Origin of the sequence: Vibrio sp. 1874, assembly GCF_033344395.1 — a bacterium.
Lineage (GTDB): Bacteria > Pseudomonadota > Gammaproteobacteria > Enterobacterales > Vibrionaceae > Vibrio > Vibrio alginolyticus.
The window spans coordinates 1-24,985 of the sequence record NZ_JAWPOR010000022.1; the positions used below are offsets into that span (position 1 = coordinate 1).

Consider the following 24,985-nt stretch of genomic DNA (forward strand, 5'->3'; position numbering starts at 1 on the left):
GGTGGCTACGACGGGATTCGAACCTGTGACCCCATCATTATGAGTGATGTGCTCTAACCAGCTGAGCTACGTAGCCAAAACCATATTTTTTGTTCTCAACGCTTTGTTGCCTTGTCGTTGGGAACGGCGCGCATTATGCGAAGTTGAGTGAGATCCGTCAACAGTTTTTTTTAATAAATTTCGGAAAAAACCTCGTTCGCTTCCTTTTTAAACAAAGAGGCGTGTTTATGATCTAAAACTGGAAATAAATTAGCTTGCAGTTGCGTAATTTATTTTTGTTCATTTACTTAAGGTATTAAAAAAGCCAGCTTAACAGCTGGCTTTTAGTGTAAATGAAGTGTTTAGAATTCATTCATTTAATTAAACATTGAAGCGGAAGTGTACAACATCGCCATCTTTTACGATGTAGTCTTTACCTTCTAGACGCCATTTACCTGCGTCTTTTGCGCCATTTTCACCATTGAATTGGATGAAATCGTCGTAACCAACTACTTCTGCACGAATAAAGCCTTTCTCGAAGTCAGTGTGGATCTTACCTGCCGCCTGAGGCGCAGTTGCACCAACAGGGATTGTCCAAGCACGTACTTCTTTAACACCTGCTGTGAAGTAGGTGTGTAGAGTCAGTAGTTCGTAACCAGAGCGAATTACACGGTTCAGGCCCGGCTCTTCGATCCCCATATCTGCTAGGAATTCTTCGCGATCTTCATCTTCTAGTTCAGATAGTTCAGATTCGATAGCTGCACATACAGGTACAACGACATTGTTTTCTTTTTCTGCGAACTCACGAACCGCATCTAGATATGGGTTATTTTCGAAGCCATCTTCGTTTACGTTTGCAATGTACATAGTTGGCTTCAGTGTTAGGAAGTTTAGGTAGCCGATTGCTGCTAACTCTTCTTTAGATAGCTCAACTGTGCGTGCCATGCCGCCTTCAGTTAGTACTGGTAACAGTTTTTCTAGTACGGTTAGTTCAAATTTTGCGTCTTTATCGCCGCCTTTTGCCTTCTTCGCGTTACGTTGAATCGCTCGCTCACAAGAATCAAGGTCAGCCATTGCAAGTTCAAGGTTGATCACTTCGATATCTTCGATAGGTGAAACTTTACCTGAAACGTGAACAATGTTTTCGTTTTCAAAACAGCGTACAACGTGGCCAATCGCGTCTGTTTCACGGATGTTAGCTAGGAATTTGTTACCTAAACCTTCACCACGTGATGCACCAGCAACAAGACCAGCGATGTCCACGAACTCCATCGTCGTTGGAAGAACTCTCTGTGGGTTAACGATCTTAGCTAGTGCGTCTAGACGTAGATCTGGCACAGGAACCACACCAGTGTTTGGTTCAATGGTACAGAACGGGAAGTTTGCTGCTTCGATACCCGCTTTAGTTAGTGCGTTGAACAGAGTTGATTTACCTACGTTAGGTAGACCAACGATGCCACATTTAAAACCCATGATAGTAACCTTATTCAGCTTTGAACGTGTGGAGGCGATTTTGTGCTTTAGATAGGCCATCCTTAATCAGGATATCTAGACAACGAACAGCCTCATCAGCTGCTGCATCTAAAAGCTCTTGCTCTTTAGCTGGCGCTTTACCTAATACAAAACCCGCCACTTTATCTTTGTGTCCCGGATGACCAATGCCAATACGAAGACGATAAAAATCTTTGTTATTGCCCAGTTTGCTAATGGTGTCACGCAGACCGTTGTGTCCACCGTGCCCCCCACCTTTTTTAAACTTAGCGACACCTGGCGGTAAGTCTAGCTCGTCATGAGCAACCATGATCTCTTCAGGTTTAATTTGATAAAATTTCGCAAGCGCAGCGATCGATTTACCTGATAGATTCATGAAGGTGGTTGGGATAAGCAAACGGAGATCCTGGCCATTGACCATAATGCGTCCTGTTAGACCAAAAAACTTTGGTTCGTTCTTCAGTGTAACGTTGTGAACGCGTGCTAATTCTTCTACAACCCAAGCGCCCGCATTGTGACGAGTTCTGGCGTATTCTGGTCCTGGATTAGCAAGACCAACAAGAAGTTTGATTTGTTGACTCAAGGTTAGGATCTCTCTGGAATCTCAAAAAGCGCAGTATGATAGCACAGAAAACTCGCGGTGGGCGACCAAGGGATTTTCTAGTTATCAGTACAAATAAAAAAACACCCCAAAGAGGGGTGCTTTTGAAATCAGTGTAACTGAAATGTTCGTATTAGTTGAACATTGCAGAGATTGACTCTTCGTTGCTGATACGACGAATCGCTTCAGCCAGCATGCGAGATAGGCTTAGTGTTGTCACTTTACCTGTTGCAGCCATCTCTTTAGACAGAGAGATAGAGTCAGTTACGATAACTTGGTCAAGAACTGAGTTCTTGATGTTATCCGCAGCGTTGCCTGAGAATACTGCGTGAGTAGCGTAAGCGAATACACGCTTAGCACCGCGCTCTTTTAGTGCTTCAGCTGCTTTACATAGTGTGCCACCTGTGTCGATCATGTCATCAACGATCACACAGTCACGACCTTCAACATCACCGATTAGGTTCATTACTTCAGAAACGTTTGCACGTGGACGACGCTTATCTACGATTGCGATGTCGATGTCGCCTAGTGCTTTTGCTGTTGCACGAGCACGAACAACGCCACCTAGGTCAGGAGATACCACTACAGGGTTATCTAGACCGCGAGCCTGCATATCTTCAAGTAGCACTGGCGTGCCGAAGATGTTGTCTACAGGTACATCGAAGAAGCCTTGAATTTGCTCTGCGTGTAGGTCGATAGTTAGAACGCGGTCAACACCAACGTTAGATAGGAAATCAGCAACAACTTTTGCAGTAATTGGCACACGCGCAGAACGTACACGACGGTCTTGGCGAGCGTAGCCGAAGTAAGGGATAACTGCAGTGATACGGCCTGCTGAAGCACGGCGCATTGCATCAATCATAACAACCAATTCCATTAGGTTGTCGTTAGTCGGTGCACAAGTGGATTGAATGATGAAAACATCGCTACCACGAACATTCTCATTGATTTGAACTGCAACTTCGCCATCAGAAAAGCGAGAAACAGATGCATCACCAAGAGAGATGTAAAGACGATCAGCAATACGTTGGGCTAGTTCAGGTGTTGCGTTACCAGCAAATAGCTTCATATCAGGCACGGTGGAAACCTCGGGTTTGCGTCCAGTTTAAATAGGTCGGTGTGAGGCTGATTGGTATTCAGCCAAAGTCTCTTTTAATGGCGAAATATTGCGCCCTTGAGCGATAAATGCCGAGACTTTATCAGAGAGTTGTGCAAGGATAGTTTCTGCTTCAGATTTGCTCGAAAATTCAGCAAAAACGCAAGATCCTGTCCCCGTCAATCTTGACGGCGCGTATTGTAGCAGCCAAGAAAGTTGCTTATCAACCTCTGGGTAGAGCATTCGTACAATTTTTTCGCAATCGTTTACGCTTGGCGTATTTAAAAGTGTTTCTAGATCTCGTTTTGGGGTGTTTCGCGTCAGATCTGGATGACAAAAAACGTCGACGGTTGCGATAGATACATTCGGTCTGACGACTAAATACCATTTTTCTTCGGGATAAGCAGGAGAGAGTTTTTCACCAACACCTTCAGCAAAAGCTGCAAATCCGCGCACAAATACGGGCACGTCTGCGCCTAGTTTTAAACCTATTTCAGCCAGTTCGTCGTCAGTTAGATTCAGTTGCCATAAGTAATTCAGTGCCACTAATGCTGTAGCTGCATTCGATGAGCCCCCACCAATGCCTCCACCCATAGGCAGCACTTTCTGTAGCTCAATATGCGCGCCAAAAGGGCAGTTTGAGTAAGTTTGAAGCGCGGTTGCAGCTTTCCAAATTAAATTGTCTTGAAGAGGCACACCTTCTATCTCTGGAGAAATCGTAATATCACCAGAATGGTTCGCTTGAATGGTGAGCTCATCGCCGTGATCGACGAATTGGAATAACGTTTGTAACTCGTGATAGCCATTCTCTGTACGGCCGTTGATATATAGAAAGAGATTCAATTTCGCTGGTGATGGCCAGCGTGTTGAAAGTTCAATCATTGGGTGATGTTCCATTTTGTGATCACTAGATTTATTTTGACATCAGCTGTGGTGAGTTTCAGCTTATTTGGCAGAGGGAGAGACTGTTCATGCCATTGAACGTCGCCATATCTTTGATATGCAATACTCCAATCATTTAAACCAATTTGTTTGTTTAACGCTTGCAGTGTATTGGTTGGAGACAGTTGGAATTTGTCGGCATCGGTCGGTAGACCTAATAGCCAGTCAGGCATGTGCTCGACGGGCATCATTAACCCTGTAAGACGGTAAATCAGCTGGTTAGCACTGCGAGAAGAAAGGACCTGATCATCGTAAGTTTCTACTGTGGCGCCTTGTGGGGTGATGGTGAGCTTTAATGCCGTTTGTCCGAGAATCGTTGTTAAACGCAACTGGCTTAGTGCTGAAGAATGTTTCCAGTAGAAGTTTAAATTTTGTCTTTGGTCTGGGCCAATATAACCAAGTTTCCCCGTTGCTTGAAAATCTTGGATGGTTTCGAGTCGCTGCTCATGAGCTTGCCATTCAACGCTGGTAACACTTTCAGGAACGGACGAACAACCAGCGAGCAGTAAGCTCGACAAGAAAAAAAGAATAAAGGAGCGTAACGTCATGTTTGATGGCTTATTAATCAGTTTCATCGGGAATCGCTCACAACTATAGCATTGAAAAGTCGCACTTAGGAAAACAAATCCGGCTTACCCTTTCAATAAATGCGTGCTTACAGTAAAATTCTGGACCTATTTTATAACCTATCCCAGAGATACCACGTTAGATGTCCTTGCTTGCTATTGGAATTAATCACAATACAGCGTCTGTCGACTTGCGAGAGAAGGTGGCGTTTGGTCCGGATAAACTCGGCCCTGCACTCGAGCAACTTAGAGAGCACGAAGCGGTTAACGGCAGTGTGATTGTTTCAACCTGTAACCGAACTGAGTTGTACTGCGATGTTAAGCAAGGAGCGCGAAACAAGTTGATCGATTGGCTTGCTCAATTTCATCAAGTGAGCCGCGAAGATTTAATGCCGAGTTTGTATGTTCATGAAGAACAAGCTGCAATAAAGCATTTGATGCGCGTATCGTGCGGTCTTGACTCTCTGGTGTTGGGTGAGCCTCAAATTTTGGGGCAGGTAAAGCAAGCATTTTCTGACTCGCGAGATCATCAAGCCGTCGATGCCTCGATTGATAAATTGTTTCAAAAGACGTTCTCAGTCGCCAAACGGGTAAGAACAGAGACAGATATTGGTGGTAATGCCGTGTCCGTGGCTTATGCGGCATGTACACTGGCAAAACATATTTTTGAGTCGTTATCAGATTCAACCGTGCTTTTAGTTGGTGCGGGTGAGACGATTGAATTGGTCGCGAAGCATTTAGCGTCCAACGGTTGCACAAAAATGATTGTCGCGAACCGCACTAAAGAGCGCGCGCAAGGCTTAGCGGACCAATTTGGCGCAGAAGTGATCAGTTTGAACGAAATTCCTGAACATTTGGCGAAAGCGGATATTGTGATTAGCTCAACGGCGAGTCCATTGCCTATTATTGGCAAAGGTATGGTCGAAACGGCTCTAAAGCAGCGCCGGCATCAACCTATCTTGTTGGTCGATATTGCGGTGCCGCGAGATGTGGAGTCGGAAGTCGGTGAACTGAACGACGCATATCTGTATTCTGTTGATGACTTGCAATCTATCATCGACAGCAACATTGAGCAGCGTAAAGTCGAAGCGATTCAAGCTGAAGCGATTGTTAGTGAAGAAAGCGCTGCGTTTATGACATGGTTGCGTTCACTGCAAGCCGTCGATAGTATTCGCGACTATCGCAAATCAGCCAACGAAATTCGTGAAGAGTTACTGAGCAAAAGTTTGCAATCTTTAGCGGCAGGCGCAGATCCGGAGAAAGTGCTGCGCGAGCTGAGTAATAAACTCACCAACAAACTGATTCACGCTCCAACTCGCGCATTGCAAAGTGCAGCAGAGCAAGGCGAACCAGCAAAATTAACGATTATCCGCCAAACACTTGGCTTGGATGATCTATAACTCACGCTTTTTATTAAGAAAACGACACTATGAAAGCCTCTATTCTGACTAAGCTAGAAACGCTAGTAGAACGTTACGAAGAAGTTCAACATCTTCTTGGTGATCCTGATGTAATTGGAAATCAGGACAAATTCCGTGCTCTATCAAGAGAGTACTCTCAGCTAGAAGAAGTAACCAAGTGCTTCCAAGCTTATCAACAAGCACAAGAAGATCTTGTCGCCGCTGAAGAGATGGCAAACGAAGACGACGAAGAGATGCGTGAAATGGCGCAAGAAGAAATCAAAGAAGCGAAAGCGACGATTGAGCGTCTTACTGATGAGTTACAGATTCTTCTTCTGCCAAAAGATCCGAACGATGATCGTAACTGTTTCCTAGAAATTCGTGCAGGTGCGGGTGGCGACGAAGCGGGCATTTTCGCGGGTGATCTATTCCGTATGTACAGCAAGTACGCAGAAAAGCGTGGCTGGCGCATCGAAGTCATGTCTTCAAACGAGTCAGAGCACGGTGGTTACAAAGAGATGATCGCGAAAGTAAGCGGCGACGGTGCATACGGCGTGTTGAAATTTGAGTCAGGCGGTCACCGTGTACAGCGTGTTCCAGCAACTGAATCTCAAGGCCGTGTGCATACTTCTGCTTGTACAGTAGCAGTAATGGCGGAAATCCCTGAAGCGGATCTGCCAGAAATCAAAGCAGCAGACCTGAAAATCGATACGTTCCGTGCATCTGGCGCGGGTGGTCAGCACGTTAACACCACGGATTCTGCAATCCGTATTACCCACTTACCAACGGGTACGGTAGTAGAGTGTCAGGATGAGCGTTCACAGCACAAGAACAAAGCGAAAGCAATGGCGGTTCTTGCTGCTCGTATCGTTCAAGCGGAAGAAGAGCGTCGTGCCGCAGAAGTGTCTGATACACGTCGTAACCTTCTAGGTTCTGGTGACCGTAGTGACCGTATTCGTACATACAACTACCCACAAGGTCGTGTGTCTGATCACCGTATCAACCTGACCATCTATCGTTTGAACGAAGTGATGGAAGGTGACCTGCAGAGCTTGATTGATCCTGTGATTCAAGAGCACCAAGCAGACCAACTTGCGGCGCTCGCAGAGAACGGCTAATCGATGAGCCAAGTTCAATCGATTGAGCAAGCACTGAAAAGTGCGACGGCGAAACTGGCAGAAGGCGGCAAAGAGTCGCCTTCTCTCGATGCAGCTGTACTCCTTTGCCATGTCCTTGGCAAACCACGAACTTATCTACTGACCTGGCCAGAAAAAGCATTAGAAGCAGAGCAACAAGCAAAATTCGACGCTCTACTTGAACGACGTTTAACTGGTGAACCCGTCGCTTATATTATTGGTGAGCGAGAGTTTTGGTCTTTACCGTTCAAAGTTTCTCCCTCTACCTTGATCCCAAGACCGGATACAGAACGTTTGGTCGAGGTTGCACTCGATAAGACCTACGAGCAAACTGGGCCTATTTTAGATCTTGGAACGGGGACGGGGGCAATTGCTATCGCACTCGCATCTGAAATGCCAAAACGTCAAGTGATGGGCGTAGATCTCAAACAAGAAGCGAAAGCACTTGCAGAGTACAATGCTGAGCAGCTAAACATCAAAAATGTGACCTTTGCTCAAGGCAGTTGGTTTGAGCCTATTACAGAAGGTACGAAGTTTGCTTTAATTGTCTCCAACCCGCCATATATTGATGAAAAAGATCCACATTTATCCCAAGGTGATGTGCGCTTTGAGCCAAAATCTGCATTAGTTGCTAAAGAGAATGGCTTAGCTGATATTCGTCATATCTCGGATCTTGCTCGTCAGTATCTTGAAGTGGGCGGTTGGCTGGCATTTGAACATGGTTATGATCAAGGTGAGGCGGTGCGTGAGATAATGCGTGGCTTAGGTTACCAACAGGTCGCTACGGCAAAAGATTATGGCGGTAACGATCGAGTAACGCTTGGTTGTCTGGCCAGTTAATCATGGAAGTCAGCAAACACTAACTAAAAAGAGAAGAAAAATGTACGTAGCTCTAAAACACATACACTTAGTGACGATCGCTCTCAGCGCGACGCTACTATCGATCCGATTCGTGTTAATGATGATGAACTCACCGAAGCGAAATAATCGTTTTTTGAAAGTGTTTCCCCACATCGTTGATACTGCATTGCTAGTGTCAGGTATCGCGCTTATTTTCATTACGGGTTTCATCCCGTTTACCGATGCCGCACCGTGGTTAACAAACAAAATCACCTGCGTACTGGCGTACATTGCGCTTGGATTCTTCTCATTGAAACTTGCGAAAAACAACCTACTGAAGATATTTGGCTTTTTCGGCGCATTAGGTTGGTTGGTCATGGCTGCAAACATTGCTGTGTCTAAGAGCCCTACGTTATTTGGATAGACGTCATGTTAGAGTTTTTTGACGAAGATTTTGACAATATACCGTTGGTGGAAGGTGCGCTTGAGCTAAACAAAGCGATTAACCCAGAAACCAAAGTACATTGGGCGAAACAAGAGTTAGAGCGTCTTTACAAAGATGCAGAAGCCACGCTTGTTCATGAAACCGATGAAGAGCAACGATTTGATGCATTCCTACGACTGTTTTTCCACGAGTGGGGATTCAAAGGCGACGAGCAGGAATACTTTATTTCGGACAACAGCTTCATCGATAAAGTGTTGGAGCGCAGAAAAGGTATTCCTGTGAGCTTAGGTTCGATTTTGTTATACCTAGGCAAAAAGCTGGGGTTCCCGTTGAAGGGAGTTACTTTCCCTACTCAGTTCCTGTTAAAAGTCGACTGGATGCATAAGAAGCCAGACTACATCAACCCATTTAATGGTGAGTATGTAGGTGAAAGGATTCTTCAAGCTTGGCTTATTGGCCAAGAAGGACCGCTAGCTCAGCTAAAGCCTGAACATTTTGAGGAAGCTGACAACCCAACAATTATTGGTCGCTGGTTGGCGTTGATTAAAAGTGCGATGTTGCGCGAAGAGCATTATACGCTGGCATTACGTTGTACGAATCTTGCTCTAACGTTTGTGCCAGATGATCCATACGAAATTCGTGACCGTGGTTTTATTTTCCAACAGCTAGAGTGCCCTCAAGTAGCGGTATCAGATTTTCAGTACTTTATTGACCAATGCCCTGATGATCCGGCTTCCGAGCTACTAAAATCACAAGTTAATGTGATGAGTGAAACGCACGTCACACTTCACTAATTTTATCGATGTGCCGAACTGTGGCGTATCGTGGACAGAAAAAGAGAATCAAAATGGAACAGAAAATCGTTAATATCGGCGACATTCAGGTTGCTAACGACAAGCCATTCACCCTATTTGCAGGTATGAACGTTCTTGAGTCTCGTGATCTTGCGATGCAGATCTGTGAGCACTACGTAAAAGTAACGGAAAAACTTGGTATTCCTTACGTATTTAAGGCGTCGTTTGACAAAGCAAACCGCAGTTCTGTTCATTCATACCGTGGTCCAGGTCTGGAAGAAGGTATGAAAATCTTTCAGGAGCTGAAAGACACTTTTGGTGTAAAGATCATCACGGACGTTCACACTGAAGCACAAGCTCAACCTGTCGCTGACGTGGTAGACGTTATTCAGCTTCCTGCATTCCTAGCTCGTCAAACTGACCTTGTTGAAGCTATGGCTAAAACAGGTGCGGTTATCAACGTGAAGAAACCTCAATTTATGAGCCCTGGTCAAGTGGGTAACATCGTTGAGAAGTTCGCAGAATGCGGTAACGACAAGATCATCCTATGTGAGCGCGGTTCTTGCCACGGTTACGATAACCTAGTTGTAGACATGCTTGGTTTTGGTGTGATGAAAAATGCTTCGAAAGGTAGCCCAATCATCTTTGACGTAACGCACTCACTACAAATGCGTGACCCATCAGGCGCAGCATCTGGCGGCCGTCGTGAGCAGACAGTTGAACTTGCAAAAGCGGGTCTAGCGACAGGCATCGCAGGTCTATTTATCGAAGCGCACCCAAACCCAGACCAAGCGCGTTGTGATGGCCCATCTGCACTGCCTCTAGACAAGTTAGAGCCATTCTTAGCACAAATGAAATCGCTTGATGATCTGATCAAGAGCTTTGCAGATATCGATATCAAGTAAACGCCAGATGACTGGTGGTAACAAATACTATAGCCAACCGAGTGTTGGCTATTTTTTTATCTGAAAAGCCGTGAATTCTCAAACTTGTTACTGATGAATTTGTTATTGCTAAACAATGCATCATAATTATTAAATCAATGTGTTAGGGTGCACGTGGTTTTCAAATAGATCCAATGCTTAAAATGTGCATCAGTAATCCCAATAAGAAAAAGGTAAATAAATGAATCAGCGTCTGATGATCAAAACTGTTTTGAGTGCCGCTATCTTGGCCTCGTTAGCTGGGTGTGCTACGCAACCTGCACCAGAATGGAATGCCGATACAACCTATAAATTGACCGTATTGCACACTAACGATCATCATGGTCGCTTTTGGCAAAATCGATACGGTGAATATGGCATGGCGGCGCGTAAAACGTTAATCGATGATTTGCGCGAAGAAATACAGGCTGAGGGGGGCAGCGTGTTACTGCTTTCTGGTGGTGACATCAACACAGGAGTACCTGAGTCTGATTTACAAGATGCCGAGCCGGATTTCAAAGGCATGAGCAAAATTGGTTACGATGCGATGGCTCTAGGTAATCATGAGTTTGATAATCCATTGGACGTGCTATTCAAGCAGCAAGAGTGGGCAAACTTTCCGATGTTGTCTGCCAATATTTACGATAAAAATACTGGCAAGCGTTTATTCCAACCATACGCGATGTTTAACAAGCAGGGCATTAAAATTGCGGTCATTGGTCTTACAACCGAAGACACAGCGAAACTTGGCAACCCTGAATTCATTGAACAAATTGACTTCCGTGACCCGAAAGAAGAAGCCAAGAAGTTGATTGCAGAACTGAAAGAAACAGAGTATCCAGATCTGATTTTTGCTGTCACGCATATGGGACACTATGAAAATGGTAATAGAGGCATCAATGCTCCCGGCGATGTGGCGTTAGCTCGTTATTTGAATGACGGCGATCTCGACATGATCGTTGGAGGACACTCACAAGAGCCTGTTTGTATGGAAGGGCCAAACGTTATCAAAAAGAACTTTAAACCAGGTGATGAATGTCAGCCCGATAAACAAAATGGTACCTTTATTGTTCAGGCACATGAGTGGGGGAAATATGTGGGACGCGCCGATTACGAGTTTCGTAATGGCGAACTCTCGATGGTGAGCTACGATCTGATCCCAGTAAACTTGAAAAAGAAAGTTAAAGTTGATGGTCAGTCGCAACGAGTCTTGATCCAAGAAGAGATTAAACAAGACGAAGCGATGCTTGAGTTTCTTCGTCCTTATCAAGAAAAAGGTCAGGGCAAGCTAAACGTGAAGATTGCAGAATCTAACGGTAAGCTTGAGGGTGACCGCAATGTGGTTCGTTACCAGCAAACAAACTTAGGTCGATTAATTGCAACGGCTCACATGGAACGTGCGAAAGCAGATTTCGCCGTAATGAATTCTGGTGGTGTTCGAGATTCGATTGCTGCGGGTGATATTACTTATAAAGACGTGCTCACTGTTCAGCCATTTGGCAATATGGTTTCTTACGTTGATATGACGGGTAAAGAGGTATTAGATTATCTAAATGTCGTTGCAACTAAGCCTGTTGACTCTGGTGCTTATGCACAGTTTGCAGGCATTGCGATGAGTATCAATAATGGTGAGGTAACCAATGTGTTTATTGGTAATAAGCAACTTCGCTTAGATGGTAATTACCGCTTTACAGTACCAAGCTATAATGCTGCTGGTGGAGATGGTTACCCTAAAATCGACGATCATCCAGGGTATGTAAATACAGGTTTTACCGATGCTGAAGTTTTGAAGGATTATTTAGAAACACACAGCCCTATTGATGTTAATGAGTATGCCCCTTCAGGTGAAATCACGTATTTAGTTGATACGGCGATTGATCAGTAACCCAACAGAGAAAAAGCGATTGACTCAAACTCGCTGATATCATTAACTAAAAGCGCAGATCCAATTCAGTCTGCGCTTTTTGTTTTTATGAGGAGAATCTTGATGACTCCGGCCATTAATCTTGCGAAAAAGAAAAAAATTCCACACACTATCCATCAATATGAGCACGATCCTAGAGCCGATAGTTATGGTTTAGAAGCTGCTGAAGTGCTAGGACAGGATCCGAAAACAGTATTTAAAACCTTGTTGTTCTGCTTGAACGGGGAGCCAAAGAACCTTGCGGTTGCGATTATCCCTGTTGATCAAAAGCTGAACCTAAAACTGGCAGCGAAAGCAGCGAAGGGCAAAAAGGCCGATATGGCTGATCCGGAAATCGCGCAAAAGACCACAGGTTATGTCGTTGGTGGAATTAGCCCACTAGGGCAGAAGAAAGCCTTACCTACTTTTTTGCACGAAAGCGCAGCAGAGCAAGACACAATCTGTGTGAGTGCTGGTAAACGTGGTTTAGAAATTGAGTTAGCCCCGAGAGATTTGCTGAGCTTAACTCGCGGTCAGTTTGCACCTCTTTGTTTGTAAACTCATGACAAATAAAAAGGACGCTCATGAGCGTCCTTTTTTGATCTTGCCTGTCAGTGAAGCGTTACTTCTTCAGACTCAATGTACCACCAGTGCGTTTAGCTGGTTTACTTGGTTTCGCGGCATTTGGGTTCATGTAATGCTGCTTGGGCTTACTCGGTGATTGAGGCTTGTTTGCTGAATGCGTATTGCTCGATGCATCTGGTTTACGGTGTGATTTACCATGCTCGCCTTGCGGTCTGCTGCGTTCACCTTGTGGTTTCGCTTTGTAATGTTCTTTAGCTGGACGTCCGCCTTCATCATCACGCTGACGACGCTTTTGTTGACCTTTTTTCGAGTTTGGTGCATGACGGAATTCATCAGCATTGTTACCACGGAAAGTTAGTGTCTTCTGGTTACGACGAGCAGTAGAATCTTGGTTTTCTTCACGGCTATCAAACAGCTTCGCGTCGGTCGCTTTACGAATGTTGCGACCTCTAGAGTCTGTTTTTGATGCTTCTTCTGTACCTACCGAGCCTTCACACATTGCTAGGATCTCTGCCACTTCTTCGTCACTTAGATAACGCCATTTTCCATTCGGAATACCATCAAGAGAGATATTCATGATGCGTACGCGACGCAGCTTGAATACTTCATAGCCCAGCGCTTCACACATGCGACGGATCTGACGGTTAAGTCCTTGAGTGAGCACAATACGGAAAGAGAATTTAGTTTCTTTCGTTACCTTACAAGGTAGGGTGACTGTGTCGAGAATCTTAACGCCACTCGACATCTGTTTGAGAAACTCGCCTGTAATTGGCTTGTCCACGCGTACGACGTACTCTTTTTCGTGGCTGTTGCCTGCGCGAAGGATTTTGTTCACGATGTCGCCATCGTTGGTCAAAAAGATCAGACCATCAGAGGGTTTGTCTAAGCGGCCGATCGGAAAGATACGTTTTTGGTGGCCGATGAAATCAACGATGTTTCCAGGGACGTCTCTCTCAGTTGTACAGGTGATACCTGTTGGTTTATTGAGAGCGATATAAATCGGCTTCTCTTTTGCTGCCACTGGCTTACCATCCACACAAACATCATCACCAGGTAGCACTTTTGTCCCCATTTCAGGTTTGTTGCCATTAATGGTGACACGGCCTTGCTCAATCAGTCTGTCTGCTTCACGGCGTGAGCAAAACCCCGTTTCACTGATGAATTTATTTAATCGTTTAGCGTTGTCTTGTGACATTTTTGTCTCCTAACGTTTCACAACGGCGAATGAAGCTCCCTTCCTTTAAGGGGAAGGAAGAATAAGGGCGGGCATTCTAGCATTAGGGTGAAATTTAGCCTAACCGTTTTTGGTGACGTTCGCGGGTTTCTAATTTCTTTTCCGCACTTTTTCTAAGTAGGACGTAAACGGCTCCAGTTCCACCGTGAAAGCGTTGCGCACTATGGACGCATTGGACTTCCTTTATTTGTCGTAGCCAACTGCTAACAAAGCTTTTCATCATTGCAGGTGGATTTGAGCGTTCTCCTCGACCATGGACGATAACGACCGTTCTAATGTCCATTGATAGGCATTGCTTTAAAAACGTCACGACTTCATCACGTGCTTCTCTCAATGTTTTACGGTGCAAATCCAAGCGAGCTTGGATTGGATACTTACCAAGGCGCAGTTTTCGGTATACGCCATCTTGTACACCATCACGTTTGAACTCAACAAAGTCCTCTGGCTTGAGCATTTCAGCGTGATCAAGTGATAGGTATTCTGGGTCATCTTCCGTTAACCAGATTGCTGCTTCGCGTTTTGCGAGCTGTGCTTCTGTTACTTGGTGTACTTTTTTGTGTTCGGTGGTGTCTTGAGTGATTGGCTTTACATCGCCCATCATCTGTTGAAATAGATCAAAATCGTCGTCGTGAGACATAGCAGTAATCTCATTAAGAACAGGGAGGAATAATAGGATTATATCAATGAGTGGTGCATTGAGATCAAATAAAAAACCGGAGTAGGCAAGTAACCGACTCCGGTGCAAAGCGTTTCTAGAGCTAAGCGAGATCTAGTGAGGAGATTTGTCGTTCATGATCTTGTATATGAAGAAACCGCCGTAAAATAACATCAGACCAATTGCCCCAAAAATTACTATCATTGACGATAGACCCACTGCATTACCAAATAGGAGATCAAGCCAAAAGTCCATACGTTTCCTCCAAGATGTTCCCGACAGGAATAAACTAAATGGCGGTGTCTTGTTGCACACTGATCTGGATCAATTATGTTGCTAAGGTTAATAAACTGTATTTTGTTGTGAGTTATCAGTCACATTTTACGTGCTAGTGTTCAGTTATTCATCAAACGAATTAAGACCTAAGGTTTTTTTGTAAAAAGCACTTGCGCCACAGTTCAGAATCCGTAATATACGCATTCGTTGACGGGGACAATTCCTCAGTTAAACATCTCGGTGAATAGCGCAGCTTGGTAGCGCATCTGGTTTGGGACCAGAGGGTCGGGGGTTCGAATCCCTCTTCACCGACCACTTTCAGAAAGCCTGCTCAATGAGCAGGCTTTCGTCGTTTTAGCGGCAGCAAATTTGACTTTGATAGTAGCGAACCAAATGGGGTTCGCCTGAAGTTAGAATATGGCTCTTCATCGACACATATTGAGAAAAAGGCTCTACAGAAATGTAGAGCCTTTTTCGTATTTGGTGATATTTATTTGGAACCAGAGGGGCGGGGTCTGGAATGCCAGTCCTCTGGAAGCCCAGCCGCGTCGAATCCCTACTTCACCGACCACTTTTAGAAAGCCTGCTCAATGAGCAGGCTTTCGTCGTTTTTAGCGCTAGTAATTTTAGACTTCAATAGTTCGAATCAAATTGGGGTTCGCCTGATGTTCGAATGTGGCACTTCACCGACACGTATTGAGAGGAAGGCTCTACAGAAATGTAGGGCCTTTTCATTTTTTAGAGCGAGTAAATTTATTACTTGATGTCACACGAGATAGTATTGATAGGAGTTTCAGAAGTAGTGAAACAGACATAAGCGGTCTTTGGGTGATTTGGACCAATCTTGACGTAACCCGCTTTTAAATCGTCTTCATCAAACGTTACTGAGTGAGATTTGCTTGTATTTCCATCATAGTAAACCGCTTCAAAGCCTTGGTTCATCATATGTGCAACGCGATTTCGAGTGTGGGCTGTTGAAAACGTGATGTTCGCGCAACGCATCATTGGTTTTTCGGTAATAAGAAATTGACCACTCTCTTTATCTAAAACACCGCCTTTTACTTCCGGAGTTATATCAATAGCTTGAAAAGCTTCTACGTTGCATGGCGGTTTAGCATAAGACAGCGAAGAAGTGAGCATAATTCCAATCGTGTATAGGAATAAATATTTAAATTTCATATGAGTTGTTTTGTATCCACTTAGCTTAACGGCGTTTTATAAGAAAGTTTGAATGAATTTTTAAATGGTTGTATTTAAATAATTGTATTTAAATGGCATTTTTCACACAATCACTAGATATCACAATTTGCTTGGCGCGTCTTACCCAGTGGTTTGATGTTAAATCCCCGATTTTTAAGCAGTTCAATCAGGTTATCTTTACCTACTAAATGCAAGCCACCAACAACAACGGTGAAGCGACCCGATTGTTGAGGTAGAACACTGCCAGTGTCGAGTTTTTTAGCCCAATCTCGATTACGCTCGTATAAAAAGGCTTGGTTAAACTCTTCTGTTGTATGATCGGTCAAAGAGGCTTCGACCAACATGCTACCATCACCACTCTTCCAACTCTCTATCAAGCATTGAACCAACTCTTCTCCGCCATCATATTCTTCAATTGACGAGAGAAGTATCTCTTTACCGCCTTCTGATTGACCTGCGATTAAATCGATTTGGAATTGCACTGACTCTAGTGGAATGACCGGGATTTGCTTTTTATCAGCGAGTCCTATTAGGTGCATGTCGACCCCTTTATCAGAGACATACCCCAGTTTGTTGACTAAAGCGAGTTGGATGGTGAATGCAGCCATCCAAGGTGGGGAATTTAGGAGTTGAGTTTCTGGCAAACCTAAATCTTGGGCAATTTCAATTAAGTGGCGACGTTGAGCTCTGTCTAAAACATCTTTAGAAAGAATGGTTGTTTGTGGGTAAACCAAGCCTTCAGAATTCCTGACGTCTGCTTCAATAATCAACCCTGCGCTTTGGCTTAAATACTGGATGACCGTTCTAGGGAGTGGGTACATCGTTTTATCCCCCACATGTACCGAGCCAATAATCATAAGTTCGGTTTCCCCTTTTTTCGCTAACCAATGCTGTGGCTCTGCATAAGATGAAAAAGGCGTTAAAGTAACAAGTAGAGATGATATGAGCGTCAAGAGACGAAACATAGAATGGTCCTCAGATAAGATACCTTGAAACTTTATACGCAAAATAGCGTGAGGTTAAGTGCAATTTCTCCAGTGGTGTATTCGACAAAATCGTCATTTATAAAAATATTGACGAGTTTTGACGACGAATAAATGAGAGTCACTTCACGAAAGGTAAATAGGTAATTCGCTTACTAATGGTTCACAAAATAATTAGGCGTGATCCAAATCTTACAAAATCAGTCGTAACTCATGAATATAAGTGACCTAGATCGCAGCAAACTCGTCAAAACAAGTTGTTCGATTTTGACGTGTATTGTAACTCCATGAAAATTAGGTTTTTATTGTTTTTGCTGAGTGTCATTTTTTGAGCTGGATCACTTCCTATTTCTATTTATTTTACGCTTAGAAATAACAGGTTGTATGTTGAATGTAACGGTTAGGTACCTCGCATTTGAGGGGCCGAGATTTTTATCATTGTCGTTTTGAACCACTGACTTTTTTGGGGAAGTAAGATGTTTAAACCTAGTCTGATTGCTATTTCTGTTATCACTACATTAGCAGGTTGCGCTGCGCTGCAAAGCTCTGAACAACAAGTTGTAAATTCGTTGGCTAATAATCTTGATATTCAATACCAAGTGTTGACTAACCACGGCGCAAACGAAGGTCTTGCTTGTCAGGGCTTAGGGGCTGAGTGGGCGTCTTGTAACAAGGTAAACATGACGTTGGTTAACCAAGGAGAAGCGGTTGACTCAAAAGATTGGGCTATTTACTTCCACAGCATTCGTCTGATTCTGGATGTTGAAAACGAACAGTTCAAAATCTCTCGCGTAACGGGTGACCTACACAAACTAGAACCGACAGATAAGTTTGATGGTTTTGCTGCGGGTGAAGAGGTTGTGCTTCCTCTTGTTGCTGAATACTGGCAGCTATTTGAAACTGACTTCATGCCAGGCGCGTTCGTTGCTGCACCAAATGCAGAGCCTAAGATGATTGCTTCTCTTAACACAGAAGACGTTGCATCTTTCGTGACTGGCCTTGAGGGGAACAACCTAAAACGTACGCCAGATGACAACAACGTATTTGCAAACGCTGTGTCTCGTTTCGAGAAGAACGAAGACCTAGTAAAACAAGACGTATCAACCACGTTACTACCAACGCCACTGTCTGTTGAAGCAGGTAAAGGTACCGTAGATATCGCGGCGGGTATCGCGCTGCCTAAAGACGCATTCGATGCGACTCAATACGCAGCAATTCAAGATCGTGCAGAAGTGGTAGGTGTGGATGTTCGTGGTGATCTTCCTGTAAGCATCACTGTTGTTCCTGCAGACTTCACCGGTGAATTAGCAAAATCTGGTGCTTACGAAATGAGCATCAAAGGCGACAGTATTGTGATTAAAGCGTTCGACCAAGCAGGGGCTTTCTACGCAGTACAATCTATCTTTGGCCTGGTAGATAGCCAAAATGCTGATTCTCTACCACAACTGTCTATTAAAGATGCGCCGCGTTTTGATTACCGTGGTGTGATGGTGGACGTGGCTCGTAACTTCCACTCTAAGGACGCAATCCTTGCAACGCTTGACCAAATGGCAGCGTACAAGATGAACAAACTACACCTTCACCTAACGGATGATGAAGGCTGGCGTTTAGAAATCCCGGGTCTGCCTGAGCTGACTGAAGTGGGTGCTAACCGTTGTTTCGATTTGGAAGAGAAAAGCTGTTTACTGCCTCAGCTTGGCTCAGGTGCAACGACAGACAACTTTGGTTCTGGCTTCTTCAGCAAAGCAGACTACGTGGACATCTTGAAGTACGCGAAAGCGCGTAACATCGAAGTGATCCCTGAAATTGATATGCCAGCGCACGCTCGTGCAGCAGTGGTATCAATGGAAGCACGTTACGACCGTCTAATGGAAGAAGGTAAAGAAGCAGAAGCGAACGAGTACCGCCTGATGGATCCTCAAGATACATCGAACGTAACGACGGTTCAGTTCTACAACAAGCAAAGCTTCATCAACCCATGTATGGAATCTTCAACTCGCTTCGTTGATAAGGTGATTTCAGAAGTAGCAGCAATGCACCAAGAGGCAGGCACGCCGCTAACAACATGGCACTTCGGTGGTGACGAAGCGAAGAACATTAAGCTAGGCGCTGGTCTGCAAGATATCAACGCAGAAGACAAAGTAAGCTGGAAGGGTAACATTGATTTGTCTAAGCAAGACAAGCCATTCGCACAGTCTCCACAATGTCAGACGCTAATTGCAGACGGTACGGTAAGCGATTTTGCTCATCTACCAAGCCACTTTGCAGAAGAAGTGTCGAAGATGGTGGCAGAGAAAGGCATTCCAAACTTCCAAGCTTGGCAAGATGGTCTTAAATACAGTGAAGGTGAGAAAGCGTTCGCAACAGAAAACACGCGTGTTAACTTCTGGGACGTTCTTTACTGGGGTGGCACATCATCAGTGTACGAATGGTCTAAGAAAGGTTACGACGTGATCGTTTCTAACCCAGACTACGTGTACATGGACATGCCGTACGAAGTTGACCCGAAAGAGCGTGGTTACTACTGGGCTACACGTGCAACAGATACTCGTAAGATGTTTGGCTTTGCACCAGAGAACATGCCTCAGAACGCAGAAACCTCTGTAGACCGTGATGGCAATGGCTTCACTGGTAAAGGTGATATCGAAGCGAAACCATTCTATGGCCTATCAGCACAGCTTTGGTCTGAGACAGTACGCAACGATGAGCAATATGAGTACATGGTATTCCCTCGCGTACTAGCAGCAGCTGAGCGTGCATGGCACCGTGCTGATTGGGAAAACGACTACAAAGTGGGTGTTGAATACTCGCAAAGCTCTAACCTAGTAGACAAAGCTGCGCTAAACCAAGACTACAACCGCTTTGCGAACGTACTTGGCCAACGTGAACTGGCTAAGCTAGAGAAATCAGGTATCGACTACCGTCTACCTGTACCAGGCGCGAAAGTTGAAGAGGGTAAACTGGCAATGAACGTTCAGTTCCCGGGTGTGAAGCTTCAATACTCTCTAGACGGCAAGAACTGGCTAACTTACGCAGATAATGCTCGTCCAAATGTGAAAGGTGAAATGTTTATCCGTTCTGTGTCAGCAACCGGTGAGAAAGCAAGTCGAGTGACCAGCGTGAAATAACTCGATTCTTGTAAGTTAATTTTTTGGCAAAGCCTCAACATCATGTTGGGGCTTCCTTTATTTTTTGAGGAAATTAAGCGTGATCGATGTCTAATTATTTTTCATTGATAAATAAGTTTTTGGTTGTAATGGTCAAGGTTATTGTGAACTGGATCGACTTAATCTGCTAAATATCAATAAACAACCTGTTTATGATCACACTTCTATTTTTTGAATAATTTTATAAAAATACGATAAGTGCCTGTATTTCCCATGTTTTTATCAGGGTTGTTGAGCTCGGTTTGAACAAGATCACTTTTTAAAATGTTTTATTTTCCATCGCGAATTAATTAAAACAATATTGCGAACGCCAAGGAGGCACATTCCAAAGTTTGCGATAAAAGGGAAGAGATGCCCTCTAAAACTATCGCATAACGTGAATAAATAAAGGCAGTAATTATGAAAAACATTTTTGCACTGAGTGCTCTTTCTCTCGCTTTCGCTTCTAACGCTTTTGCTGGTTCTTCTTACGTAACAGGTAATGTTCAATTCCACGATGATGGTCGAATTCATGGTTCGGACGTTACGTCTACACTGGAAGCTGGTCATACTTTTGATAACCAATTCGGCGGCTTTACGGTTTACACCGAATTTGATGGTATTCAGTTGGGTAAACTGGAAACAGAAAACGGTGGCGCAGGTAACACAACACCAGCAATCACTGTGGGTGGTGAGCAGTCATTTAATATTACCGATCATTTATGGGTTGTCGCGGGTTACCAACACCTGTTCTCTGCTGGCGAGAATGTACAGTACCGTCCATTGGTTAAGATCGGTTACAACTTCGATAACGGCATCTCCTTAAGTAACCGTACTCGTGCGCACATTGATGCGACAGACGCAGATGCGGATACAGATTACCGCATGGACAACCGCATCGGTTACGTGATGAATGAGGATGTGACGCTAAGCTACAACAACGTCTACATGATTGAAGCGGAAACCATGGACCACGAGCTTCGTGCAACGTGGACTCGTAAAGGTGTTCAACCTTACTTTGAGTTCCGTAGTCAAGCACACGGTGCAGAAAACGCGAGTGGTGACAGCCTAGTGAATAACGCTTTTGTATTTGGTGCCTCTTACGGCTTCTAATTTTATATTTGTCTTAACTGTCCATTAAGAAAAAGCCCAGCGGTTTATCTCGCTGGGCTTTGTTTTTATTGGTCGTTGCCTTCGTGGTGGCTATATTCGAACACTTGGCCTTTTTCGTTAAAGGCGTAAACGGTGTAGCTGTCTTTTTTGTCGCCATATTCCATACCAGGGGAGCCCATTGGCATGCCCGGTACTGATAGGCCTTTTGCGTTACGTGGTGGATTTTTCAAAAACGCTTTAATGTCTTCGGCTGGAATGTGACCTTCAAACAGATAGCCGTTGATCTCTGCCGTGTGGCAAGAGTAAAGCTGTTCATTCTTGATGCCTAGATCGCGTTTGATGGCGTTCATGTCATCGTGCAATTTTTCTTCGACCGTAAAGCCGTTCTCTTCCATGTGTTTTGTCCATTCTCCACAACAGTCACAGTATGGCGATTTATGGTTAATGACATCGGCTGCCAATACGTTGGCGGACACGGTCGCAAGCATTGCAAAGGTCAATAGTTTCAACTTCATAATACCCTCAAAAAGAAGTGGTTATTTTACTGAAAACAGTCGTAGTCGATTTGCATTACTAACGACAGTAATTGAAGACAGTGCCATTGCCGCTCCTGCGACAACAGGACTGAGCAAAAATCCAAACGCTGGGTAAAGCACACCAGCGGCAACTGGAATACCCAACGAGTTGTAAACAAAGGCACCAAATAGGTTTTGCTTCATGTTCTTAAGTGTAGCGCGAGAGAGTTCAATCGCATGTACTACCGCCATTGGTGACGTGTTCAGGATGGTCATTTGCGAACTTTCAATGGCGACATCACTGCCGCTACCCATGGCAATACCTAGGTTGGATAACGCGAGAGCAGGGGCGTCGTTAATGCCATCCCCCACCATTGCCACGACATGTCCTTGAGATTGAAGTTGCTCAATGTGCTGAGCTTTATCATCTGGCATTACTTGGGCAATCACTTCATCAATACCAAGTTCTTGGCCGATAGCATTGGCAACGTGTTGGTTATCGCCCGTCAGCATTACCGTTTTGATGCCTTGCGATTTTAATGCAGAGAGCGCTTGTTTCGCATCTGATTTGATCGGGTCGGCAATGGCGATCAGACCGATCAGTTCGCCGTTCAATGCCACAGCTACCGGAGTCCACGCATTTTTTGCGCATTCATCGATGGCAGATTTTAGTGCGCTAGTCTCGACGTTCTCTGCTTGCATAAATTGAAGCGAACCAATGAGTAGCGGTTTATCTTGATACGTCGCCCAAATGCCGCGCCCGCGAACGTTCTCAAACTTGTCTAATGAGACATCCTTTGCGTCGTGTCGTTTGGCGTAATCACATACCGCTTTTGCCAGTGGGTGCTCAGACTGACGCTCTGCCGCATACGCTAAAGCCAATAGATCTTCTTGGCTGGTGGCGTGAGTAAACACTTGCTGAACGCTAGGTTTACCTTGGGTAAGCGTGCCAGTTTTGTCGAACACAACCGTGTCGACTTTGCTTGCCAATTGCAGGGCGTCGGCGTCTTTGATCAGAATGCCGAGCTCTGCGGCTTTACCTACTCCCACCGTGACAGAAAGCGGGGTTGCTAAGCCTAGAGCGCAAGGGCAGGCGATGATCAGGACGGTTGTGGTGACCACCAGCATATAACTCGCTTTTGGCTCTGGGCCAACGGCAAACCAAACGAGCGCGGCCAGTATTGCTATGCCAACAACGACAGGGACAAACACCGATGAAATCTGGTCTGCCAGTTTCGCGATGGCTGGCTTACTGCTTTGCGCTGTGCGCACCATGCGGATGATACGAGCCAGCATGGTATTTGCGCCAATGCCCGTTGCCTCAATGACTAATCCACCATCGGTATTTAATGTCCCAGCAGACACTTGAGCCTCTTGCGCTTTTAACACTGGTACTGGTTCACCAGTGAGCATCGACTCATCAATGTATGATTCACCTTGAATCACAACACCATCAACAGGCACTTTCTCGCCTGGTTTGATACGCAGTTTCATGCCTAGCGTGATTTGCTCAACCGCGATTTGTTGATCGCCTTGTTCCGCAATTACCGTAGCTTGCTGAGGTTGCAGGTTAATCAGAGCTTGCAATGAGCGTGTTGTGTTTGCTTTGGCTTTTGCCTCTATATAGTGACCAAGAGAAATTAAGCCGATGATCATTGCACTCGCTTCAAAGTACACGTGGCGTGAAGCAAGAGGGAACCAGTCTGGGAAAATCACCACAAGCATCGAATAGAACCACGCTGCGCCAGTACCGAGCGCGACTAACGTGTCCATGGTGGCGCGCTTGTGAGTAGCTGCTAACCAAGCGTTACTGAAGAAGTGTTTCCCCGCTGTGGCAAGAAGGAGTAAACATACGATACCGATCGCGCCCCAAGCTAATTGGTCGTTGGTGTTGCGAATCATCATATTGCCGCCAGCAACGCCCCAAATCATTAAAGGGGCACCGACGACAAGGCCAGCAATAGCATCCAGTTTAAAGCGTTTTTGTTGCTGACGTTGTTGCTGCGCTTGCTTTTCTTGCTGGGTTGCGGCGTCTTGTAGGATCTCTGCTTGGTAACCGGCTTGTTTTACCGATTCAACAATTGCGTTAAGGAGGTCATCAGAGTCTTGGCTTGCGAATACTAGTGCGCTTTGTTCTGCGAGGTTGACCTGTGCTTTCTCAACGCCTTCTACGTTAGTAAGTGCTTTCTCTACTGAAGAGACGCAACTCGCACACGTCATGCCTTGAATCAGCATTTGCAATTGAATACTCGCTGGTGGCACCTGCGTATCTTTAATATTGCTTTGCTTTTCTACCTGTTCGGTCTCTGGTGAGCTTTCGTTCTCTACTTCGACAGAATCAAGGTTGGCGGTATAGCCGAGTGTTGCTATTAAGTCGATCACTTGTTGCTCGGAGAGGAGGGTACGAATCTCTAAGTGCGTTGTTGAAGCCTCAAAAGAAATAACGTCTTGATTAGATTCTAATAAAGATGAAAGTTTTTTGACGCAGCCGCCACAGCTTAAGCCTGAAAGGTTTAGTTCGTAGTGATTTCCTGCTTGGTAACCAAGAGATTCAATCGACGAGACGAGCTCTTTAAGAGAAGACTCGGTTTTGACCTCTACTTGCGTCGGGGACAAATTGAGGATCTCCACATCGTGATTTGCATGTAAAGCCTTCTCAACTTTTCTCGCACAGCCCATGCAGTTGAGCCCTGATAAAGGTATAACTAACTGATACATAATCTGCACCTCAATAGTAGTGATGCTATGAGCTTAAACCTTCCTGCAAGGGTAAGGTCAATACCCATTTGCTACTCACAACAATTTCGTCAAAATCTCTCGAATCCCACAAGTGCACGGTCATTTTACTTGCGAGTGATCTCAAGGTTTTTTCTCTTTGAATATAAAGTTCCGTTAAAACACCTAAAAGATGAATGAAGTCGCTCACGTTTTTTAGATACTCTCAATGTCAGTTCAGTGTCAAAACGTACTTTTAACGTTTTTTATTTTTTATATTTGATGTTAACCAGTTGTTTTTTATTGATTTATTTTATTTTTGATTTTCTCATTTTGAAGTCGCTCAGATTGCTGTAGCGAAAGTTTTTTAGTGCGAAAAAAGTTTGTCATATTTGCCCCGTCCAAACACTGTTTCAAGTTCCTGCCATGTCCTAGTTAGTGAATTTG

The 24,985-nt window shown here is 44.7% G+C and carries 22 protein-coding genes and 2 tRNA genes; 11 read left to right on the forward strand and 13 right to left on the reverse strand.

Annotated elements, in window-relative coordinates; genetic code table 11:
• Positions 1-2: 2 nt before the first annotated feature.
• From R8N46_RS22140 to lolB, 6 genes are all read right to left on the reverse strand, one after another.
• Positions 3-76 (reverse strand) — tRNA-Met (locus tag R8N46_RS22140).
• 284 nt (positions 77-360) lie between these two features.
• On the reverse strand, positions 361-1,452 hold the full coding sequence (gene ychF / locus R8N46_RS22145) for a redox-regulated ATPase YchF (RefSeq protein ID WP_005393178.1): 1,092 nt from the start codon (positions 1,450-1,452) through the stop codon (positions 361-363).
• 10 nt (positions 1,453-1,462) lie between these two features.
• Complete coding sequence (gene pth / locus R8N46_RS22150) at positions 1,463-2,053, reverse strand: aminoacyl-tRNA hydrolase (protein WP_005384112.1); 591 nt, start codon at positions 2,051-2,053, stop codon at positions 1,463-1,465.
• 151 nt (positions 2,054-2,204) lie between these two features.
• The gene (locus R8N46_RS22155; RefSeq protein ID WP_005393176.1) at positions 2,205-3,149 is read right to left on the reverse strand and encodes a ribose-phosphate pyrophosphokinase; all 945 of its coding nucleotides are present in this window, start codon (positions 3,147-3,149) and stop codon (positions 2,205-2,207) included.
• Positions 3,150-3,176: 27 nt separating this feature from the next.
• Positions 3,177-4,049 carry a 4-(cytidine 5'-diphospho)-2-C-methyl-D-erythritol kinase gene (gene ispE, locus R8N46_RS22160; protein ID WP_167415055.1) on the reverse strand — a complete coding sequence of 291 codons (873 nt, stop codon included), beginning with the start codon at positions 4,047-4,049 and terminating at the stop codon, positions 3,177-3,179.
• Positions 4,046-4,684, reverse strand: coding sequence for a lipoprotein insertase outer membrane protein LolB (gene lolB, locus R8N46_RS22165; protein WP_085570134.1), 639 nt, complete (start codon positions 4,682-4,684; stop codon positions 4,046-4,048). The genes ispE and lolB overlap by 4 nt, the downstream gene beginning before the upstream one ends.
• 134 nt (positions 4,685-4,818) lie before the next feature.
• On the opposite strand from lolB, the gene hemA reads away from it, so the two are divergent.
• The 8 genes from hemA to ybaK all read left to right on the forward strand — a co-directional run bounded on the left by hemA (position 4,819) and on the right by ybaK (position 12,674).
• On the forward strand, positions 4,819-6,075 hold the full coding sequence (gene hemA / locus R8N46_RS22170; RefSeq protein ID WP_005384104.1) for a glutamyl-tRNA reductase: 1,257 nt from the start codon (positions 4,819-4,821) through the stop codon (positions 6,073-6,075).
• Between the two features lie 29 nt (positions 6,076-6,104).
• Complete coding sequence (prfA, locus tag R8N46_RS22175) at positions 6,105-7,193, forward strand: peptide chain release factor 1 (RefSeq protein ID WP_171346010.1); 1,089 nt, start codon at positions 6,105-6,107, stop codon at positions 7,191-7,193.
• Between the two features lie 3 nt (positions 7,194-7,196).
• On the forward strand, positions 7,197-8,051 hold the full coding sequence (prmC, locus tag R8N46_RS22180; protein WP_171346011.1) for a peptide chain release factor N(5)-glutamine methyltransferase: 855 nt from the start codon (positions 7,197-7,199) through the stop codon (positions 8,049-8,051).
• A 40-nt stretch (positions 8,052-8,091) separates the two neighbouring features.
• On the forward strand, positions 8,092-8,475 hold the full coding sequence (locus tag R8N46_RS22185) for a SirB2 family protein (protein ID WP_005382225.1): 384 nt from the start codon (positions 8,092-8,094) through the stop codon (positions 8,473-8,475).
• Positions 8,476-8,480: 5 nt separating this feature from the next.
• The gene (locus tag R8N46_RS22190; protein WP_005384098.1) at positions 8,481-9,290 is read left to right on the forward strand and encodes a SirB1 family protein; all 810 of its coding nucleotides are present in this window, start codon (positions 8,481-8,483) and stop codon (positions 9,288-9,290) included.
• A 53-nt stretch (positions 9,291-9,343) separates the two neighbouring features.
• Positions 9,344-10,195, forward strand: a complete 852-nt coding sequence (kdsA, locus tag R8N46_RS22195) for a 3-deoxy-8-phosphooctulonate synthase (RefSeq protein ID WP_005384095.1) — start codon at positions 9,344-9,346, stop codon at positions 10,193-10,195.
• 220 nt (positions 10,196-10,415) lie between these two features.
• Positions 10,416-12,098: a bifunctional UDP-sugar hydrolase/5'-nucleotidase UshA gene (gene ushA / locus R8N46_RS22200; RefSeq protein ID WP_025768955.1), complete on the forward strand. Its 1,683-nt coding sequence runs from the start codon at positions 10,416-10,418 to the stop codon at positions 12,096-12,098.
• A gap of 102 nt (positions 12,099-12,200) precedes the next feature.
• Positions 12,201-12,674: a Cys-tRNA(Pro) deacylase gene (ybaK, locus tag R8N46_RS22205; RefSeq protein ID WP_005382231.1), complete on the forward strand. Its 474-nt coding sequence runs from the start codon at positions 12,201-12,203 to the stop codon at positions 12,672-12,674.
• A gap of 64 nt (positions 12,675-12,738) precedes the next feature.
• Here the strand turns inward: ybaK and rluF are convergent, their stop codons facing one another.
• The 3 genes from rluF to R8N46_RS22220 all read right to left on the reverse strand — a co-directional run bounded on the left by rluF (position 12,739) and on the right by R8N46_RS22220 (position 14,845).
• Positions 12,739-13,896 (reverse strand): 23S rRNA pseudouridine(2604) synthase RluF, encoded by a 1,158-nt coding sequence (gene rluF / locus R8N46_RS22210; protein ID WP_104978867.1) that lies wholly within the window; start codon positions 13,894-13,896, stop codon positions 12,739-12,741.
• A gap of 94 nt (positions 13,897-13,990) precedes the next feature.
• A complete protein-coding gene (gene smrA / locus R8N46_RS22215) occupies positions 13,991-14,572 on the reverse strand; it encodes a DNA endonuclease SmrA (protein ID WP_104978869.1) in 582 nt (193 codons plus the stop codon).
• 132 nt (positions 14,573-14,704) lie between these two features.
• Positions 14,705-14,845, reverse strand: coding sequence for a DUF3149 domain-containing protein (locus tag R8N46_RS22220; RefSeq protein WP_005382236.1), 141 nt, complete (start codon positions 14,843-14,845; stop codon positions 14,705-14,707).
• A 259-nt stretch (positions 14,846-15,104) separates the two neighbouring features.
• On the opposite strand from R8N46_RS22220, the gene R8N46_RS22225 reads away from it, so the two are divergent.
• A tRNA-Pro gene (locus R8N46_RS22225) sits at positions 15,105-15,181 on the forward strand.
• A 441-nt stretch (positions 15,182-15,622) separates the two neighbouring features.
• On the opposite strand, the gene R8N46_RS22230 is transcribed toward R8N46_RS22225, so the two are convergent.
• Both R8N46_RS22230 and R8N46_RS22235 read right to left on the reverse strand, forming a co-directional pair.
• Positions 15,623-16,006 (reverse strand): hypothetical protein, encoded by a 384-nt coding sequence (locus tag R8N46_RS22230; protein WP_005384085.1) that lies wholly within the window; start codon positions 16,004-16,006, stop codon positions 15,623-15,625.
• Positions 16,007-16,158: 152 nt separating this feature from the next.
• Positions 16,159-17,031, reverse strand: coding sequence for a TraB/GumN family protein (locus R8N46_RS22235; protein ID WP_064353689.1), 873 nt, complete (start codon positions 17,029-17,031; stop codon positions 16,159-16,161).
• Positions 17,032-17,525: 494 nt separating this feature from the next.
• Here R8N46_RS22235 and R8N46_RS22240 point away from each other — a divergent pair, with 494 nt between their 5' ends.
• Both R8N46_RS22240 and R8N46_RS22245 read left to right on the forward strand, forming a co-directional pair.
• Positions 17,526-20,177 (forward strand): beta-N-acetylhexosaminidase, encoded by a 2,652-nt coding sequence (locus tag R8N46_RS22240; RefSeq protein ID WP_115385797.1) that lies wholly within the window; start codon positions 17,526-17,528, stop codon positions 20,175-20,177.
• A gap of 438 nt (positions 20,178-20,615) precedes the next feature.
• Positions 20,616-21,308, forward strand: coding sequence for an oligogalacturonate-specific porin KdgM family protein (locus R8N46_RS22245; protein ID WP_115385798.1), 693 nt, complete (start codon positions 20,616-20,618; stop codon positions 21,306-21,308).
• Positions 21,309-21,373: 65 nt separating this feature from the next.
• Here the strand turns inward: R8N46_RS22245 and R8N46_RS22250 are convergent, their stop codons facing one another.
• Both R8N46_RS22250 and R8N46_RS22255 read right to left on the reverse strand, forming a co-directional pair.
• Positions 21,374-21,823 (reverse strand): DUF411 domain-containing protein, encoded by a 450-nt coding sequence (locus R8N46_RS22250; protein ID WP_213972571.1) that lies wholly within the window; start codon positions 21,821-21,823, stop codon positions 21,374-21,376.
• Positions 21,824-21,844: 21 nt separating this feature from the next.
• Positions 21,845-24,541: a heavy metal translocating P-type ATPase gene (locus R8N46_RS22255; RefSeq protein ID WP_250654271.1), complete on the reverse strand. Its 2,697-nt coding sequence runs from the start codon at positions 24,539-24,541 to the stop codon at positions 21,845-21,847.
• Positions 24,542-24,985 lie beyond the last annotated feature (444 nt).

Bases quoted from the DNA above. Each gene is read 5' to 3' on its own strand.
- R8N46_RS22245 (WP_115385798.1), top strand. From the start codon at position 20,616: ATGAAAAACATTTTTGCACTGAGTGCTCTTTCTCTCGCTTTCGCTTCT.
- prfA (WP_171346010.1), top strand. From the start codon at position 6,105: ATGAAAGCCTCTATTCTGACTAAGCTAGAAACGCTAGTAGAACGTTAC.
- lolB (WP_085570134.1), bottom strand. From the start codon at position 4,684: ATGAAACTGATTAATAAGCCATCAAACATGACGTTACGCTCCTTTATT.
- ychF (WP_005393178.1), bottom strand. From the start codon at position 1,452: ATGGGTTTTAAATGTGGCATCGTTGGTCTACCTAACGTAGGTAAATCA.
- R8N46_RS22235 (WP_064353689.1), bottom strand. From the start codon at position 17,031: ATGTTTCGTCTCTTGACGCTCATATCATCTCTACTTGTTACTTTAACG.
- ybaK (WP_005382231.1), top strand. From the start codon at position 12,201: ATGACTCCGGCCATTAATCTTGCGAAAAAGAAAAAAATTCCACACACT.
- ispE (WP_167415055.1), bottom strand. From the start codon at position 4,049: ATGATTGAACTTTCAACACGCTGGCCATCACCAGCGAAATTGAATCTC.
- rluF (WP_104978867.1), bottom strand. From the start codon at position 13,896: ATGTCACAAGACAACGCTAAACGATTAAATAAATTCATCAGTGAAACG.
- R8N46_RS22220 (WP_005382236.1), bottom strand. From the start codon at position 14,845: ATGGACTTTTGGCTTGATCTCCTATTTGGTAATGCAGTGGGTCTATCG.
- hemA (WP_005384104.1), top strand. From the start codon at position 4,819: ATGTCCTTGCTTGCTATTGGAATTAATCACAATACAGCGTCTGTCGAC.
- R8N46_RS22255 (WP_250654271.1), bottom strand. From the start codon at position 24,541: ATGTATCAGTTAGTTATACCTTTATCAGGGCTCAACTGCATGGGCTGT.
- prmC (WP_171346011.1), top strand. From the start codon at position 7,197: ATGAGCCAAGTTCAATCGATTGAGCAAGCACTGAAAAGTGCGACGGCG.
- ushA (WP_025768955.1), top strand. From the start codon at position 10,416: ATGAATCAGCGTCTGATGATCAAAACTGTTTTGAGTGCCGCTATCTTG.
- smrA (WP_104978869.1), bottom strand. From the start codon at position 14,572: ATGTCTCACGACGACGATTTTGATCTATTTCAACAGATGATGGGCGAT.
- kdsA (WP_005384095.1), top strand. From the start codon at position 9,344: ATGGAACAGAAAATCGTTAATATCGGCGACATTCAGGTTGCTAACGAC.
- R8N46_RS22250 (WP_213972571.1), bottom strand. From the start codon at position 21,823: ATGAAGTTGAAACTATTGACCTTTGCAATGCTTGCGACCGTGTCCGCC.
- R8N46_RS22230 (WP_005384085.1), bottom strand. From the start codon at position 16,006: ATGCTCACTTCTTCGCTGTCTTATGCTAAACCGCCATGCAACGTAGAA.
- R8N46_RS22185 (WP_005382225.1), top strand. From the start codon at position 8,092: ATGTACGTAGCTCTAAAACACATACACTTAGTGACGATCGCTCTCAGC.
- R8N46_RS22190 (WP_005384098.1), top strand. From the start codon at position 8,481: ATGTTAGAGTTTTTTGACGAAGATTTTGACAATATACCGTTGGTGGAA.
- R8N46_RS22240 (WP_115385797.1), top strand. From the start codon at position 17,526: ATGTTTAAACCTAGTCTGATTGCTATTTCTGTTATCACTACATTAGCA.